Raw genomic sequence first — 13,860 nt, forward strand, 5'->3', positions numbered from 1 at the left:
CGTCACGCTGCCATGGATTCGCGCGGCTGATAAATCGCGGTGTGCTGGCAATGCGCAATCGGCGTTTTGCCGTTAGCTACAATGATCCCGTCCAGTTCGACGAAACGATGGCCCTTGCGCTCGTAATTGCCAGTCACCTTGGCCCGGGCCGTTAGAGTGTCTCCGACCGCGGCGACGGCGAGATGCTGGATCGTGCTGCCGACATGAATCCATGGCCCGAGGATCGCATTCTCCATCAGCGCCCAATTCATGGTCCGCAGCAGCATACCGGGATGCATGATCTGTTCGCTTGAATAGATCGCGTCCGTCTCGCGAACATCCTTGAGATACTCGGCTGCGGCGTCCCGCGTCTGGGTGTATGCCGGGATGCCGAGCCACTTGCCCACCTGATAGGATTGCGGATCGACCGGCGCGCGCGTCGCCACCGGCGGAACGTCCGTGAAATCGCCGATATTCACCGACGGAGCCGCAGCCTTAAGTGAGGCCCGGCCGGTCGCACAGAGTTCACCCCGGCTCGTGACCTTAAGCAGGATCCCTTCGCCATCATCCTCAGCAGTCACGTCCGCCATTTCGCCGTCATAAACCGGCTTGATGAAACGGCCATCCATAACGCCGCGCTCCAGGAACGCACGGCCCCACTTGGCGACCGGCATATGGCTCATATATGCGAAAACATCGACGCCCGGCACGAGACCGCCGGTGAAGCCGAAACGCCGCGCCACGGTGTCGTCGTGCATCTTATTTTCGGACTGCTTGGCGAGGTTGTAGGCCGAAACCCGATGCGGCGCGTATAAAACCATGATGTTTCCTCGATTTTTGCGGTTTATTCGCATCAATGGTACGGAAACGAACAGATATGGCAAGGCACCGGACGGCATCCGTGCTCTCGCCATTTTGCACGCACTGGGCTACCAGCATCCGGCGCGCCTGGCGCGGCCACTTCTCGAACCGTTCAGAGTCCTGACCACCCGATGCGAATCTATGTCGATGCCGATGCCTGTCCGGTGAAGGATGAAATCTACCGCGTCGCCGGCCGTCACCAGTGGCCGGTCAGCGTGGTGGCGGGGAACTTCATCCGCGTCCCGAACGACCCGTCGATAGAGCGCATCGCGGCCGGCGCGGGCATGGACGCAGCCGACGACTGGATCGCCGAGCGCGCGCAAAAAGGTGACATCGTGGTGACCTCGGACATCCCGCTGGCGAGCCGTTGCGTCAAGGCGGGCGCGGACGTCATCGCCCCGAATGGCAAGCCATTTAGTGAAGAGTCCATCGGCATGACGCTCGCCGTTCGCAACCTGATGACCGACTTGCGGTCGAGCGGCGAAATCACCGGTGGGCCGCGCGGCTTTTCGCCTCGCGACCGTTCAGCGTTTTTGTCCTCACTCGACCAGACCATCCGCCGCATCCTGCGGACGCAAACAAAGACACTGTAAGACTCATGGCGCCTCCCCTTATCCAACTCAAGGACATCGCTCTGACCTTCGGCGGCACGCCGCTGCTCGCAGGCGTTGAACTCGCGGTTTCGACCGGGGAGCGCGTGTGCCTGATCGGCCGGAACGGCTCGGGAAAATCGACACTCCTGAAGATCGTCGCGGGGCTGGTCGAATCGGATTCCGGCAGCCGTTTCGTACAGCCGGGCGCGACCATCCGTTATCTGCCTCAGGAGCCGGATTTCGACGGAGCCAGCACAACGCTGGCCTACGTGCAGGCCGGGCTTGGCCCGAGCGACGATCCCTATCAGGCGAGTTATCTGCTGGAACAACTCGGGTTGACCGGCGACGAAGACCCCGCCCATTTGTCCGGCGGCGAAGGACGTCGCGCGGCTCTTGCGCGCGTGCTCGCGCCCTCACCCGATATCCTGTTGCTCGATGAGCCTACCAACCATCTCGACCTGACCACGATCGAATGGCTGGAAAGCGAACTGGCCAGTCGCCGCACTGCGCTGGTCACGATCAGCCATGATCGCCGCTTCCTTTCCAATCTGTCGCGCGCCACGGTCTGGCTGGATCGTGGCCAGACCCGGCGCATCGAAAAAGGATTCAGCGCTTTCGAGGAGTGGCGCGACGAAGTGCTCGCTGAGGAAGAGCGTGATCAACACAAGCTCGACCGCAAGATCGTCGCCGAAGAACATTGGCTGCGCTACGGCGTCTCCGGGCGGCGCAAGCGCAACGTCAAGAGGCTTGGCAACCTGTTCGCGTTGCGCGAGCAGCGTCGCGACTACCGCGGCGCCGCCGGCAAGGCCAATCTCGGCGCAGCCGAATCTGAAGCGTCCGGCAAACTGGTGGTCGAGGCAAAACACATTTCCAAGTCCTTCGGCGACCGCACAATTGTCGATGATTTTTCCACGCGCGTCGCGCGCGGCGACCGCATCGGCATCGTCGGTCCCAACGGCATCGGCAAGACCACGCTCATCAATATCCTGACAGGCGCGGATCAGCCGGACAGCGGCACGATCCGGCTTGGCGCTAATATCGAGATGGCGACATTGGATCAGCACCGGGAGAGCCTCGATCCGAAGTCGACGCTGGCCGAGGCCCTCACCGGCGGACGCGGCGACACCGTGATGGTCGGGGGCAAGCCGAAACACGTCGTCAGTTACATGAAGGACTTCCTGTTCACGCAGGAACAGGCGCGCACACCGCTTGAGGTACTGTCCGGCGGTGAACGTGGCCGGCTGATGCTGGCGCGCGCACTCGCGAAACCTTCCAATTTTCTGGTGCTCGACGAGCCGACCAACGATCTCGATCTCGAGACTCTCGACGTGCTTGAGGAACTGCTCGGCGACTATGACGGCACTGTGATTCTGATCAGTCACGATCGCGACTTCCTCGATCGCGTCGTGACCTCGGTGATCGTTCCGGAAGGCAATGGCCGCTGGGTCGAATATGCCGGCGGCTACAGCGACATGCTTGCACAGCGCGGCGCCGACCTGCAGCAGAAATCGGTCAAGGTCGCCGCCCCGCAAGACACGAAGGCATCCTCAGCCGCTGCGCCTTCAGGCTCGCCGAAGCGTCGTCTCAGCTTTAACGAGAAGCATGCGCTCGAAACCCTGCCGAAGACCATGGCGAAGCTGCAAAAGGATATCGCGAAACACCAGAAACAACTCGACGATCCGACGCTGTTCACGAAAGATCGCCAGGCATTCGACACCGCATCGGCAGCAATTGCGAAGGCCCAGTCCGAGCTCGATGCCGCCGAGGAAAAATGGCTGGAACTCGAAATGCTGCGTGAGGATATCGAGAACGGCGTCTGACCTCTCGGTCGGCAATTGGCGTTTCTCGCTTCACGAGCCGTATCACCAGAAAATGAAAAATCCGCGCCACGAGCGATCATGGCGCGGATCGAATATCTCAAGAAAGTCCGTAAAAACGGGCTCTTCGTTACTTCGTCAGCGGACAGCCGCTCTCGGCAGCAGTCGGGAAGGCCTTGTCGCCAGGAACCACGGCGAGCTGCTTGTAGTAATCCCAATCCCGCTTGCTTTCGGATGGCTTCTTGACCTCGAACAGATACAGGTCATGCACCATGCGGCCGTTGGCCAGCACCTTGCCCTTGGCAAAGGCGTCGTCGACCGGAAGCTCCTTCAGCTTCTTGGCGACCGCGTCCGCATCCTTGGTGCCGGCTGCCTTCACAGCCTTGAGGTAAGACAGCGTTGCCGAATAGGTGCCAGCCTGAATCATGTTCGGCATCCGGTTCGTGCGCTTGTAAAAACGCTCGGAGAATGCGCGCGACTTGTCGTCATGATCCCAATAGAAGCCTTCAGTCAGCACCAGACCCTGCGCCGCCTTCAATCCAAGGCCGTGTACTTCAGCCAGCGTCAGGAGAAGACCGGCCATTTTCTGGCCGCCCGCAACGATGCCGAATTCAGACGCCTGCTTGATGGCGTTGATGGTGTCGAGACCGGCGTTGGCCAGGCCGACGACCTTGGCCTTCGAGCTCTGCGCCTGCAGCAGGAACGAGGAAAAGTCCGACGTGTTCAGCGGATGACGAACTGCGCCGAGCACCTTTCCGCCCTTGGCCTTCACGATCTCACCGGTGTCCTTCTCGAGCGAATAGCCGAACGCGTAGTCCGCCGTCAGGAAGAACCAAGTGTCGCCGCCCTTCTCGGTCAACGCACCGCCGGTGCCAACACCGAGCGCGTGGGTATCGAACGCCCAGTGGAAGCCATACGGGGTGCAGGCATCGCCGGTAATGCGCGACGACGCTGCGCCGACGACGATATCGATCTTCTTTTCCTGCTTGGACAGATCCTGGACGGCGAGCGCAACCGATGAGGTCGTCAGTTCGGTGATCATGTCGACGCCTTCAACATCATACCAGCGTCGCGCGATGCTGACCGCGAGATCCGGCTTGTTCTGATGATCGGCGTTCACGAGTTCGATCTTGTGACCAAGAACCTCGCCGCCGAAATCCTCGATCGCCATCTTGGCGGCTTCGACGGAGCTCTTGCCGCCGTAGTCGGCATACACGCCGGACTGGTCGTTCAAAATCCCGACCTTGACGCCGTCAGCAGCCGATGCCGGAGCGGCAAAGCTCAGGCCACACAAAACGGCGGCCGCCGCAGTGGATAGGAACTGGTATTTCATTCATCGTCTCCCAGGGTTGTTAATTTTGCAGCGCAACATTCGTGTTGCGGCTTGGCTATCCAGTTGGAGGATTTCGATTTTAAGCCTCGCCGCAACATTTGATATTGTCCAAAGTGCTAACCATCGAGAAATTCAAGTATTCCTTGCCCCGCAGCAGTTCCTGTCGCGAAGGCCGCCTGAAGCAAGTATCCGCCCGTCGGTGCCTCCCAGTCGAGCATTTCGCCTGCAACAAAGACACCCGGCCGTTTGCGCAGCATCAGTTCTCGTCGACCTGACCCCACGTCACGCCACCTGCAGTCGAAATCGCCTTCGCGATCGGAGCGGTGCCGCTCAGGCGCACCGGAACGGCGCGGATCAGCTGGACCAGCCTGTCAGCTGGCAGGGATGACAGATCGAGCTTTATTGCAGCAGCCGCTTCATGCAGCAGGCCAATCGCGACCGGAGGCAGGCTGATCGCCTTGCGCAGGAAGGTCGAGAACGATTGCTTTTTGCGAGGCGCCGACAACCGGGAGATGAGATCCGCCGTAGATATATCCGGCCGCAAGCCGATGTGAAGAAGTGCTGTCCCGGAGCGTGCAATCTCGTCACGCAGTGGCGCCGACATCGCATAGATTCCGCCGCCTTCCAGCCCTTCGCGCGTCACCATCGCCTCACCGCGCACGGTGACCGATCCAAATGTCAGCGACACGCCCTTGAGCGGGGTCCCCTCGAAACGATCGCGAAAAACGTCGGACCATGCAACGGTGAAGCCGCAATTAGCGGGTTGCAGAAGCGAAACCGTGACGCCGGCTTCAACCAAACTTGTCACCCAGCCTCCATCCGATCCGAGCCGCGGCCAGCTTGCACCGCCTAGAGCCAACACGGCCGCATCGGCATGTATCTCTCGCGGTCCCCCGGGCGTGTGAAACTGAAGACCGCCGCTCTCGCTCCAACCGGTCCAGCGATGACGCAGCAACAGCGTCACACCCTGCTCGTCGAGCCGCCGCAACCAAGCGCGCAGCAACGGCGATGCCTTGAACGATTCCGGAAAGATCCGTCCGCTCGAGCCGACAAAGGTCGGCTGCCCCAGATCCGCGCTCCATGCACGCAACGCATCAGGAGGAAACGCCTCGATCGCCGTGTGAAGATTCGCCGCTGCTTCGCCGTAGCGAGCAAGGAACGATCCCAGCGGCTCGCTATGCGTCAGATTGAGCCCACCTCGTCCGGCCATCAGAAGTTTGCGGCCGGCTGACGGCATGCGGTCATAGATCGTCACACGCGCCCCTCCGCGTGCGATAACCTCCGCAGCCATCAGGCCGGCAGGGCCGGCGCCAATCACCGCAATGCTCTTTGACGAACGATCTTGCACCACCATGCCCCGAAGCGAGGCCTGACCTCGCGTCAGCCGCCCATCGGTGGCAGCTTGATGCCCTTGGCCTTCGCCGCCTGCTCGACATACTTGAAGGTCTGGAAGAACGCGCCGCCGAGATCGCGGGCCTTCGACATATCGCTGATTTCCTTGAAGTGCGCCGCAATACCGTCCGGCGTCCACTCGGTTTCGGGCAGATTGACGCCTTCGGTTTCGACGATCTTCATGACTGCAAACGATCCAGCGCCCGCGCCCATGATGGTGCGGGTCGGCGCATCCTCGCCGAGCATGTAGAGCACCGCCGGCGTGATCGCTTCCGGCTTCATCAGCGCGAGCACGTCCGGCGGGATCAACCCTTCCGTCATGCGCGTCGCTGCCGTCGGCGAGATCGTGTTGACACGGATGTTGCTCTTGCGCCCCTCCTCGGCCAGCACATTCATCAGGCCCACGATTCCCGCTTTCGCCGCACCATAATTGGCCTGACCGAAATTGCCGAACATGCCGGACGATGACGTGGTCACGACGATACGGCCGTAGTTGCGCTCCTTCATGCCATCCCAGACGGCGCGGCAGCAGTTGAACGTGCCGGTCAAATGCACGGCGATCACCTTGGCGAAATCATCCGGCTCCATCTTGCCGAACGATTTGTCGCGCAGGATTCCGGCGTTGGCGACCATGAGATCCGCGCTGCCCCATTTAGCAACGGCGCGTGCAACCATGTCCTGGACCTGCTCGTAGTTCGAGACATCCGCGCCATCGACGATGGCTTCGCCGCCCGCCTTGCGGATTTCCTCTGCCACGACCTCGGCGGGATGAGTCGATCCGCCGCTGCCGTCGCGCGCCGCGCCCATGTCATTGACCACAACGCGCGCGCCGTACTTCGCAAGTCCAAGTGCGTGAGCGCGCCCAAGTCCGGCACCTGCTCCGGTGACGATGGCGACACGGCCGTCAAACCTGATGGTCATGTTGATCGTTCCTTCAGTTCAAGCAAAAAAATGCAGGCCGAGCCAGTCAGCAACCAAGGCCGGCTTGGACTCGCCTTCGATCTCAAGTGTCGTATTGGTGCGCGACAGCAGTTCGTTCGGCGCACGCAGGGTCGCTTCGGCTAGCACGAAACGCGCTCGCACGCGCTTGCCAGCACGAACCGGCGTCAGGAATCTAACTTTGTCGAAACCATAGTTGATCGACATCACCGAACCTTCCAGCGTCGGCATCGCCTCATAGGCCATGCCCGACAGCACCGACAGCGACAGGAAGCCATGCGCGATAGTGCCGCCGAACGGGGTCTCGCGTCTGGCGCGCTCCGGATCGACGTGAATGAACTGATGATCGTTGGTCGCCTCGGCGAACGTATCGATCTGCTTTTGATCGATCGTATGCCACGACGAGATGCCCAACTCCTGCCCGACCAACTTTGCGTAGGCTTCCCGGCTTACAGTTCCTGCCATGATATCTCCCGGCGCGCCGGGGCCCGGCCCGTTAGCGCTCTTTTTGCAGTTCCGGCAAGTCTTCTTCACGAAATTCGAGCCCGCGTAAAGCAACGTTGCGGTCATTGTCGTGTTCGAGGCGGCGCAGTTGGACTCGCCGGATTTTGCCGGAGATGGTTTTCGGAAGTTCCGTCACCAGTTCGATACGGCGAATGCGCTTGAAAGGAGCTAGATGCGACTGAACATAGCGGAAAATCGATAGCGCAGTTTCCCGCGACGGCTCAACGCCGGCAACCAGCGAAATATAGGCCTTCGGAATCGCAAGGCGAATCGGATCGGGACACGGCACAACCGCCGCTTCGGCGACCGCATCGTGTTCAAGCAACACGCTTTCCAGTTCGAACGGGCTGATTCGATAGTCAGACGACTTGAACACATCGTCCGACCGGCCGACGAATGTCAGATAGCCATCGTCATCGAGAAACGCGACGTCGCCTGTTTTATACAGATCGCCGTCGGCGCCTTTCGGCTTTCCGTCGTCGCCCTGGTAACCCAGCATCAAGCCAGACGGGCGATCTTCTCCGAGAACGAGACATATCTCGCCTTCCTTTGCCGGATTGCCGTCTGCATCGACGACCTTGACCTTGTAACCCGGCATCGGCCGCCCCATCGAGCCGGGCTTGACCATCTGGCCAGGCGAATTGCCCGCAAGCGCAGTGGTTTCGGTCTGTCCATAACCGTCGCGGATGGTCATGCCCCACGCCGCCTTGACCTGATCGATAATCTCCGGATTAAGCGGCTCGCCTGCGCCGCAAACCTCGCGCAGCGTGACCTTATAGTCAGACAGCTTCTCTTGAATTAGCAGCCGCCACACCGTCGGCGGCGCGCACAGCGTCGTCACTTTGCAGCGAACCAATGTCTCCAGCAGCCCCTTCGCCTCGAAGCGCAGCTGGTTGGCAATAAAGATTGTCGCACCCGCATTCCACGGCGCAAAAAAGCAGCTCCACGCGTGCTTGGCCCAGCCCGGTGAGGAAATGTTGAGATGCACGTCGCCGGGTTGCAACCCGAGCCAGAACATCGTCGAAAGTCCGCCGACCGGATAGCTGCGATGGCTGTGCAGCACAAGCTTCGGCTTCGCCGTTGTGCCCGACGTGAAATAGAGCAACATCGGGTCGTGTGCTCGGGTGACACCATCGGGTGTGAGGGTGTCGGGGAATTTTTCGCTATCGTTGAATGATCGCCAGCCCTTGTGGTCCTGCGTCGCGCCGACAACCACACGGGCGAAGCCGTCGTCGTCGAGCCCGTCGAACTTCGCGACCTGATCCTGCGCCGCGACGACAACCTTCGCCTTGCCGCGATCGAGACGATCACGCAATTCGTCCGGCGTCAGCAGCGTCGTCGCCGGAATCACGATGACGCCGAGCTTGATGCACGCCAGCATGGTTTCCCACAGCGGCACGACATTGCCGAGCAGCAGGAGCAGATGATCGCCGCGCTTGAGGCCGAGATCGCTCAGGAAATTCGCGGTCTGGTTCGAGCGCTTCGACATCTGCGCGAACGTCACCTTGGTATCGGTGCGATTGGCGACATCGACAATCCATAGCGCGGTGCGGTCGCGGCTCTCTGGATCAGCGGCCAGCCCAGCGTCGAACCAGTCGATCGCCCAGTTGAACTGGGCCTGATCGGGCCAACGGAATTCGGCTATCGCCTTATCGTAGTTGGTACGGTTCGCCAGCAGGAACTGGCGCGCATCCCGAAAAGTCGTCATCGGCGCGCTCCTCTACGGTTTCGCGGAGCGCAGCGCATTGATGATGCCGGAGAAGTCGACGCCGCCCTGGCCAGCCTTGTCGAAGGCATCATAGATGCTTTCCGCATGGGCCCCGAGGGGAGTCGATGCGCCGGCAGCCTTTGCAGCCTCCTGCGACAACCGGAGATCCTTCAGCATCAGAGCAGCGGCGAAGCCGGGTTTGTAATCGTTATTGGCCGGCGACGTCGGCACCGGACCCGGCACCGGGCAATAGGTCGTCAAAGACCAGCACTGGCCCGACGAAGTCGATGCGACGTCAAACAGTGCCTGATGCGAAAGACCCAATTTCTCCGCGAGGGCAAAAGCTTCGCAGACACCGATCATCGAGATGCCGAGGATCATGTTGTTGCAAATCTTCGCCGCCTGCCCGGCACCGCCCTCGCCGCAATGGACGATCTTCTTGCCCATCGCTTCAAGGATCGGCTTGGCGGTGGCAAACGCCTTCGCATCGCCGCCGCACATGAAGGTCAGCGTTGCGCCCTTGGCGCCGCCGGTGCCGCCGGAGACAGGGGCGTCCACCGATGGCAGTTGCAGCTTTGCCGCCGTCGCGTGGGCTTGTCGCGCGCTTTCAACATCGATGGTCGAACAGTCGATCACCAGCGCGCCTTTGGCTGCACCGGGGAGGACGTCGTTCCAGACCGCCAGCACATGCTTGCCGGCCGGCAGCATGGTGATGATGATTTCGGCGTTCTTGACGGCATCCTTTGCCGTCCCGGCGATCGTCACGCCGTCAGCCTTCGCAGACTCGCACGAGGCTTGAACCAGATCGAATCCCTGAACGTTGTGACCAGCCTTGATGAGATTGGCGGCCATTGGGCCGCCCATGTTGCCGAGACCGATGAATGCAATGTTCGCCATGGATGATTCCCCTCGTGCATTTCTAGTTGACGTTCGGAAACTTCAAATCACCTTCCGGATGCGGCGCGAGATAGCGCGCGACGATCTCCGGGGTTACGTCTTCAATCCGCGCCGGTGACCATTTCGGATTGCGGTCTCTGTCGATGATGAGCGCGCGCACGCCTTCGACGAAGTCCGCACTTGCGAACACTTCCAATGCGGCACGATATTCCCGCACCAGACATTCTTCGAGCGAAGTAGAAGAGCGTGCCAGACGCAGCAGTTTCAGTGTCACTTTCAGACCGCGTGGCGATTTCTCGCGCAACGACCCCAGTGTGGCGCGCGCGAAGTCGGATTCCTCGCGCTCCAGCGCAGCGACGATCTCCTCGATGGAATCGTACGCGAATGTCCTGTCGATCAGTGCCCGCTGTTTTTCGATCGGTCCTTGCTCGCCCGAAACGCCGAACCGCGTGATCAGGGCCATCGTTGCAGCGGCATCGGCGCCGGGCGGCAACTTGGTGATCTCGCCGCGCAGAGTTGGCCAGTCGCCCGACGCGATCAGAACATCAGCAAGACCCGAATACACCGCATCGACCCCGTTCGCGGCCTGCCCGGTCAGACCGAGATAAGTGCCGATCTCTCCGGGCGCACGTGATAACAGCCACGTTCCGCCCACATCGGGGAAAAAGCCGAGGCCCACCTCCGGCATCGCAACCTTGGTCTTCTCCGTCACCACGCGATGGCAAGCATGACCGGCAAGCCCGACGCCACCGCCCATCACGAGGCCGTCCATGTAAGCGATATAGGGTTTGGGGAATCTCGAAATACGTGCGTTCACCGCGTATTCTTCGCGCCAAAATACCGCGCCGAGATCGCCGCCAATCTTCGCGCTGTCGTGAAGCCCGCGGATATCGCCGCCAGCGCACAGGCCACGATCGCCCGCGCCTTCCAGCAGGACCACGGAGATATCCGGATCGACCTCGAACGTATCGAGCGCCCGGTCGATGTCGCGGGTCATCCCCAGCGTCAGCGCATTGATCGCCTTCGGACGATTTAGGCGAAGTATACCGGCGTGACCTTCCCGCCGTGCGATCAGGTCGCCCGCGCCGTCATCCGCCGCGACGACCTGTGCCGTCATCGCGCGCCCTCGATCAGCTTGCGCGCAACGATCACACGCATGATCTCGTTGGTCCCCTCAAGGATTTGATGGACCCGCAAATCACGCACGATCTTTTCGATGCCGTATTCCGACAGATAGCCGTAGCCGCCGTGTAACTGCAGCGCCTGATTGGCGACCTGAAATCCGACGTCGGTCCCGAAACGCTTCGCCATCGCGCACAGCATCGTGGCATCGGGATCCTTGCGATCGAGCGCGGATGCAGCTCGCCACAGGAAAGTGCGCGCAGCTTCCAACTCGGTCGCCATATCGGCAAGCCGGAATTGCAAGGCCTGGAATTCATCGAGTCGTTTGCCGAACGCCTTGCGCTCGCGCATATAGGCCAGCGATTTGTCGAGCGCCGATTGCGCGCCGCCGAGCGAACATGCCGCAATGTTGAGGCGCCCACCGTCGAGACCGGCCATTGCGATCTTGAAGCCGATCCCTTCATCGCCGAGGCGATTGGCGACAGGCACACGCGCGTTCTCGAAAATCACCGCGCGCGTCGGCTGGGCATTCCAACCCATCTTGCGCTCATTAGCGCCGAACGACACGCCGGGCGTATCGCCCTCAATCACCAGCGTCGAAATACCAGACGGTCCGTCGCCGCCGGTGCGGACCATGACGACGTAGACGTCGCCCTTCCCCGCGCCGGAAATGAACTGCTTCTGGCCGTTGAGAACGTAATGATCGCCATCGCGCACCGCGCGCGTCGAGAGCGACGCCGCATCGGAGCCGGATCCCGGCTCGGTCAGGCAATAGCTCGCGAGCAACTCCATGGTGCACAGACGCGGCAACCATTTGCGGCGCTGCTCGTCGGAGCCATAGGTATCGATCATCCACGCCGACATATTGTGGATGGAAATAAAGGCTGAGACGGTCGGACAGCCGACCGCCAGCGCTTCGAAGATCAACGTCGCGTCAAAGCGCGTCAGCGCCGAGCCGCCGACATCCTCGTGGATATAGACACCGCCGATGCCGAGCGCCGCGGCATCGCGCATCACATCGACGGGGAAATGCTTGTCCTCGTCCCATTTGAGAGCATGAGGCGCGATACGATCAGCCGCAAATTCGCGAGCCATGTCGCGAATTGCGATCTGATCTTCGTTGAGAGCGAACTGCATTCTCGCGCCCCCGGCGTGCTGCCGTCAGCTCGTCGGCATCGCGAAGTCGGCACCTTCCTTGACGCCGGACGGCCACCGCGCGGTCACCGTCTTGGTCTTGGTGTAGAAGCGCACCGAATCCGTTCCGTACTGGTTGAGGTCACCGAAGCCCGAACGCTTCCAGCCGCCGAACGAGAAGTAAGCCACCGGCACCGGGATCGGAACGTTGATGCCGACCATGCCGACATTCACCTTGGCGGCGAACTCGCGGGCGGAATCGCCGTCGCGGGTAAAGATCGCAACGCCGTTGCCGTACTCATGCTCGGACGGCAGCCGCAACGCTTCGTCGAAATCGTGCGCGCGCACCACAGAGAGAACCGGCCCAAAGATTTCTTCCTTGTAGATCCGCATGTCCTTGGTGACGTTGTCGAACAGACAGCCGCCCATGTAGAAGCCGTTCTCGTAGCCCTGCATCTTGAAGCCGCGTCCATCGACCGCGAGCTTCGCGCCTTCCTTGATGCCGATCTCGACATAATTCCTGACGCGATCGAGAGCCGCCTGGGTGACGAGCGGACCGTAATCCGCGCTTGGATCGGTAGATGGGCCGATCTTGAGGTTCTCGACCCGCGGGATCAGCTTTTCCATCAGGCGATCGGCAGTGGTCTTGCCGACCGGCACGGCGACGGAAACCGCCATGCAGCGCTCACCGGCCGCACCGTAGCTCGCGCCGACCAGCGCATCGACGGCCTGATCCATATCCGCGTCGGGCATGACGATCATGTGGTTCTTCGCGCCGCCGAAGCACTGGCAACGCTTTCCCGCCGCAGCTGCGCGCTCGTAGATGTACTGCGCAATCGAGGACGAACCGACGAAACCGACCGCCGAAATATCCGGATCGTCGAGGATCGCGTCGACAGCTTCCTTGTCGCCGTTGACGACGTTGAGGATGCCCGGCGGCAGACCGGCTTCGAGCATCAGTTCAGCGAGCTTCATCGGCACGCCGGGATCCCGCTCCGACGGCTTGAGGATGAAGGCGTTGCCGCAGGCGATCGCCGGTGCGAATTTCCACATCGGGATCATCGCCGGGAAGTTGAACGGCGTAATGCCGGCGACCACGCCAAGCGGCTGGCGGATCGAATAGAGATCGATTTGCGGGCCGGCGCCTTCGGTGTATTCGCCCTTCATCAGGTGGGGGATACCGAGAGCGAACTCCACGACCTCGACGCCGCGCAGAATATCGCCGCGCGCATCGGGAATGGTCTTGCCGTGCTCGCGGGCGAGCAGTTCGGCCAGCGCTTCGTTATCGCGCGCCACCAGTTCGAGGAATTTCATCAGGACGCGAACGCGGCGCTGCGGGTTGGTGGCTGCCCAGGCGGGCTGCGCAGCCTTGGCATTTTCAACAGCGGCCCGGAGCTCGGCTTTGGTCGCCAGCGCCACCTTGGCCTGCACTTCGCCGGTCATCGGCTCGAAAACGTCGGCAGTCCGTCCCGATGTGCCCTTGACCTCACGGCCACCGATGAAATGCCCAATCGAACGCATGATTTTTCCCTCCAAGGTTCTGTAAAAGTCCTGGGTGACCTTTTGACCTGCATTTTATAA

General features: G+C 61.4%; 11 protein-coding genes and 1 pseudogene. 2 read left to right on the forward strand and 10 right to left on the reverse strand.

Features of this window, described 5'->3' with window-relative positions; all coding sequences use genetic code 11:
- Positions 1 to 2 precede the first annotated feature (2 nt).
- Positions 3 to 800 carry a hotdog fold domain-containing protein gene (locus ASC80_RS08590; RefSeq protein WP_056295072.1) on the reverse strand — a complete coding sequence of 266 codons (798 nt, stop codon included), beginning with the start codon at positions 798 to 800 and terminating at the stop codon, positions 3 to 5.
- A gap of 171 nt (positions 801 to 971) precedes the next feature.
- Between ASC80_RS08590 and ASC80_RS08595 the strand changes: the two genes are divergently transcribed.
- Together ASC80_RS08595 and ASC80_RS08600 are read left to right on the forward strand one after the other, a co-directional pair.
- Positions 972 to 1,433, forward strand: a complete 462-nt coding sequence (locus ASC80_RS08595) for a YaiI/YqxD family protein (protein WP_056295075.1) — start codon at positions 972 to 974, stop codon at positions 1,431 to 1,433.
- A 5-nt stretch (positions 1,434 to 1,438) separates the two neighbouring features.
- On the forward strand, positions 1,439 to 3,253 hold the full coding sequence (locus tag ASC80_RS08600) for an ABC-F family ATP-binding cassette domain-containing protein (RefSeq protein WP_056295078.1): 1,815 nt from the start codon (positions 1,439 to 1,441) through the stop codon (positions 3,251 to 3,253).
- 127 nt (positions 3,254 to 3,380) lie between these two features.
- Here ASC80_RS08600 and ASC80_RS08605 read toward each other — a convergent pair whose 3' ends face one another.
- The 9 genes and pseudogenes from ASC80_RS08605 to ASC80_RS08645 all read right to left on the reverse strand — a co-directional run bounded on the left by ASC80_RS08605 (position 3,381) and on the right by ASC80_RS08645 (position 13,800).
- Positions 3,381 to 4,583, reverse strand: coding sequence for an ABC transporter substrate-binding protein (locus tag ASC80_RS08605; RefSeq protein ID WP_056295079.1), 1,203 nt, complete (start codon positions 4,581 to 4,583; stop codon positions 3,381 to 3,383).
- 116 nt (positions 4,584 to 4,699) lie between these two features.
- Positions 4,700 to 5,874: pseudogene (locus ASC80_RS08610) on the reverse strand (TIGR03862 family flavoprotein).
- Between the two features lie 89 nt (positions 5,875 to 5,963).
- Positions 5,964 to 6,896 (reverse strand): SDR family NAD(P)-dependent oxidoreductase, encoded by a 933-nt coding sequence (locus tag ASC80_RS08615; protein ID WP_056295081.1) that lies wholly within the window; start codon positions 6,894 to 6,896, stop codon positions 5,964 to 5,966.
- 18 nt (positions 6,897 to 6,914) lie between these two features.
- Positions 6,915 to 7,379 carry a MaoC family dehydratase gene (locus tag ASC80_RS08620; RefSeq protein ID WP_056295084.1) on the reverse strand — a complete coding sequence of 155 codons (465 nt, stop codon included), beginning with the start codon at positions 7,377 to 7,379 and terminating at the stop codon, positions 6,915 to 6,917.
- Between the two features lie 31 nt (positions 7,380 to 7,410).
- A complete protein-coding gene (locus tag ASC80_RS08625; protein WP_056295087.1) occupies positions 7,411 to 9,126 on the reverse strand; it encodes an AMP-binding protein in 1,716 nt (571 codons plus the stop codon).
- Between the two features lie 12 nt (positions 9,127 to 9,138).
- Complete coding sequence (gene mmsB / locus ASC80_RS08630; protein WP_056295090.1) at positions 9,139 to 10,023, reverse strand: 3-hydroxyisobutyrate dehydrogenase; 885 nt, start codon at positions 10,021 to 10,023, stop codon at positions 9,139 to 9,141.
- 22 nt (positions 10,024 to 10,045) lie between these two features.
- Positions 10,046 to 11,140 carry an enoyl-CoA hydratase/isomerase family protein gene (locus tag ASC80_RS08635; protein WP_056295093.1) on the reverse strand — a complete coding sequence of 365 codons (1,095 nt, stop codon included), beginning with the start codon at positions 11,138 to 11,140 and terminating at the stop codon, positions 10,046 to 10,048.
- Positions 11,137 to 12,282 carry an isobutyryl-CoA dehydrogenase gene (locus tag ASC80_RS08640; protein WP_056295096.1) on the reverse strand — a complete coding sequence of 382 codons (1,146 nt, stop codon included), beginning with the start codon at positions 12,280 to 12,282 and terminating at the stop codon, positions 11,137 to 11,139. Before ASC80_RS08640 ends, ASC80_RS08635 begins: the two co-directional genes overlap by 4 nt.
- A 24-nt stretch (positions 12,283 to 12,306) precedes the next feature.
- Positions 12,307 to 13,800, reverse strand: a complete 1,494-nt coding sequence (locus ASC80_RS08645; protein ID WP_056295099.1) for a CoA-acylating methylmalonate-semialdehyde dehydrogenase — start codon at positions 13,798 to 13,800, stop codon at positions 12,307 to 12,309.
- Positions 13,801 to 13,860: the final 60 nt, after the last annotated feature.

Source organism: Afipia sp. Root123D2 (assembly GCF_001425835.1).
Lineage (GTDB): Bacteria > Pseudomonadota > Alphaproteobacteria > Rhizobiales > Xanthobacteraceae > Afipia.

What these genes read in the sequence shown, in the direction of transcription:
- ASC80_RS08590 (WP_056295072.1), bottom strand. Translation starts at nt 800, where the DNA reads ATGGTTTTATACGCGCCGCATCGGGTTTCGGCCTACAACCTCGCCAAG.
- ASC80_RS08595 (WP_056295075.1), top strand. Translation starts at nt 972, where the DNA reads ATGCGAATCTATGTCGATGCCGATGCCTGTCCGGTGAAGGATGAAATC.
- ASC80_RS08600 (WP_056295078.1), top strand. Translation starts at nt 1,439, where the DNA reads ATGGCGCCTCCCCTTATCCAACTCAAGGACATCGCTCTGACCTTCGGC.
- ASC80_RS08605 (WP_056295079.1), bottom strand. Translation starts at nt 4,583, where the DNA reads ATGAAATACCAGTTCCTATCCACTGCGGCGGCCGCCGTTTTGTGTGGC.
- ASC80_RS08615 (WP_056295081.1), bottom strand. Translation starts at nt 6,896, where the DNA reads ATGACCATCAGGTTTGACGGCCGTGTCGCCATCGTCACCGGAGCAGGT.
- ASC80_RS08620 (WP_056295084.1), bottom strand. Translation starts at nt 7,379, where the DNA reads ATGGCAGGAACTGTAAGCCGGGAAGCCTACGCAAAGTTGGTCGGGCAG.
- ASC80_RS08625 (WP_056295087.1), bottom strand. Translation starts at nt 9,126, where the DNA reads ATGACGACTTTTCGGGATGCGCGCCAGTTCCTGCTGGCGAACCGTACC.
- mmsB (WP_056295090.1), bottom strand. Translation starts at nt 10,023, where the DNA reads ATGGCGAACATTGCATTCATCGGTCTCGGCAACATGGGCGGCCCAATG.
- ASC80_RS08635 (WP_056295093.1), bottom strand. Translation starts at nt 11,140, where the DNA reads ATGACGGCACAGGTCGTCGCGGCGGATGACGGCGCGGGCGACCTGATC.
- ASC80_RS08640 (WP_056295096.1), bottom strand. Translation starts at nt 12,282, where the DNA reads ATGCAGTTCGCTCTCAACGAAGATCAGATCGCAATTCGCGACATGGCT.
- ASC80_RS08645 (WP_056295099.1), bottom strand. Translation starts at nt 13,800, where the DNA reads ATGCGTTCGATTGGGCATTTCATCGGTGGCCGTGAGGTCAAGGGCACA.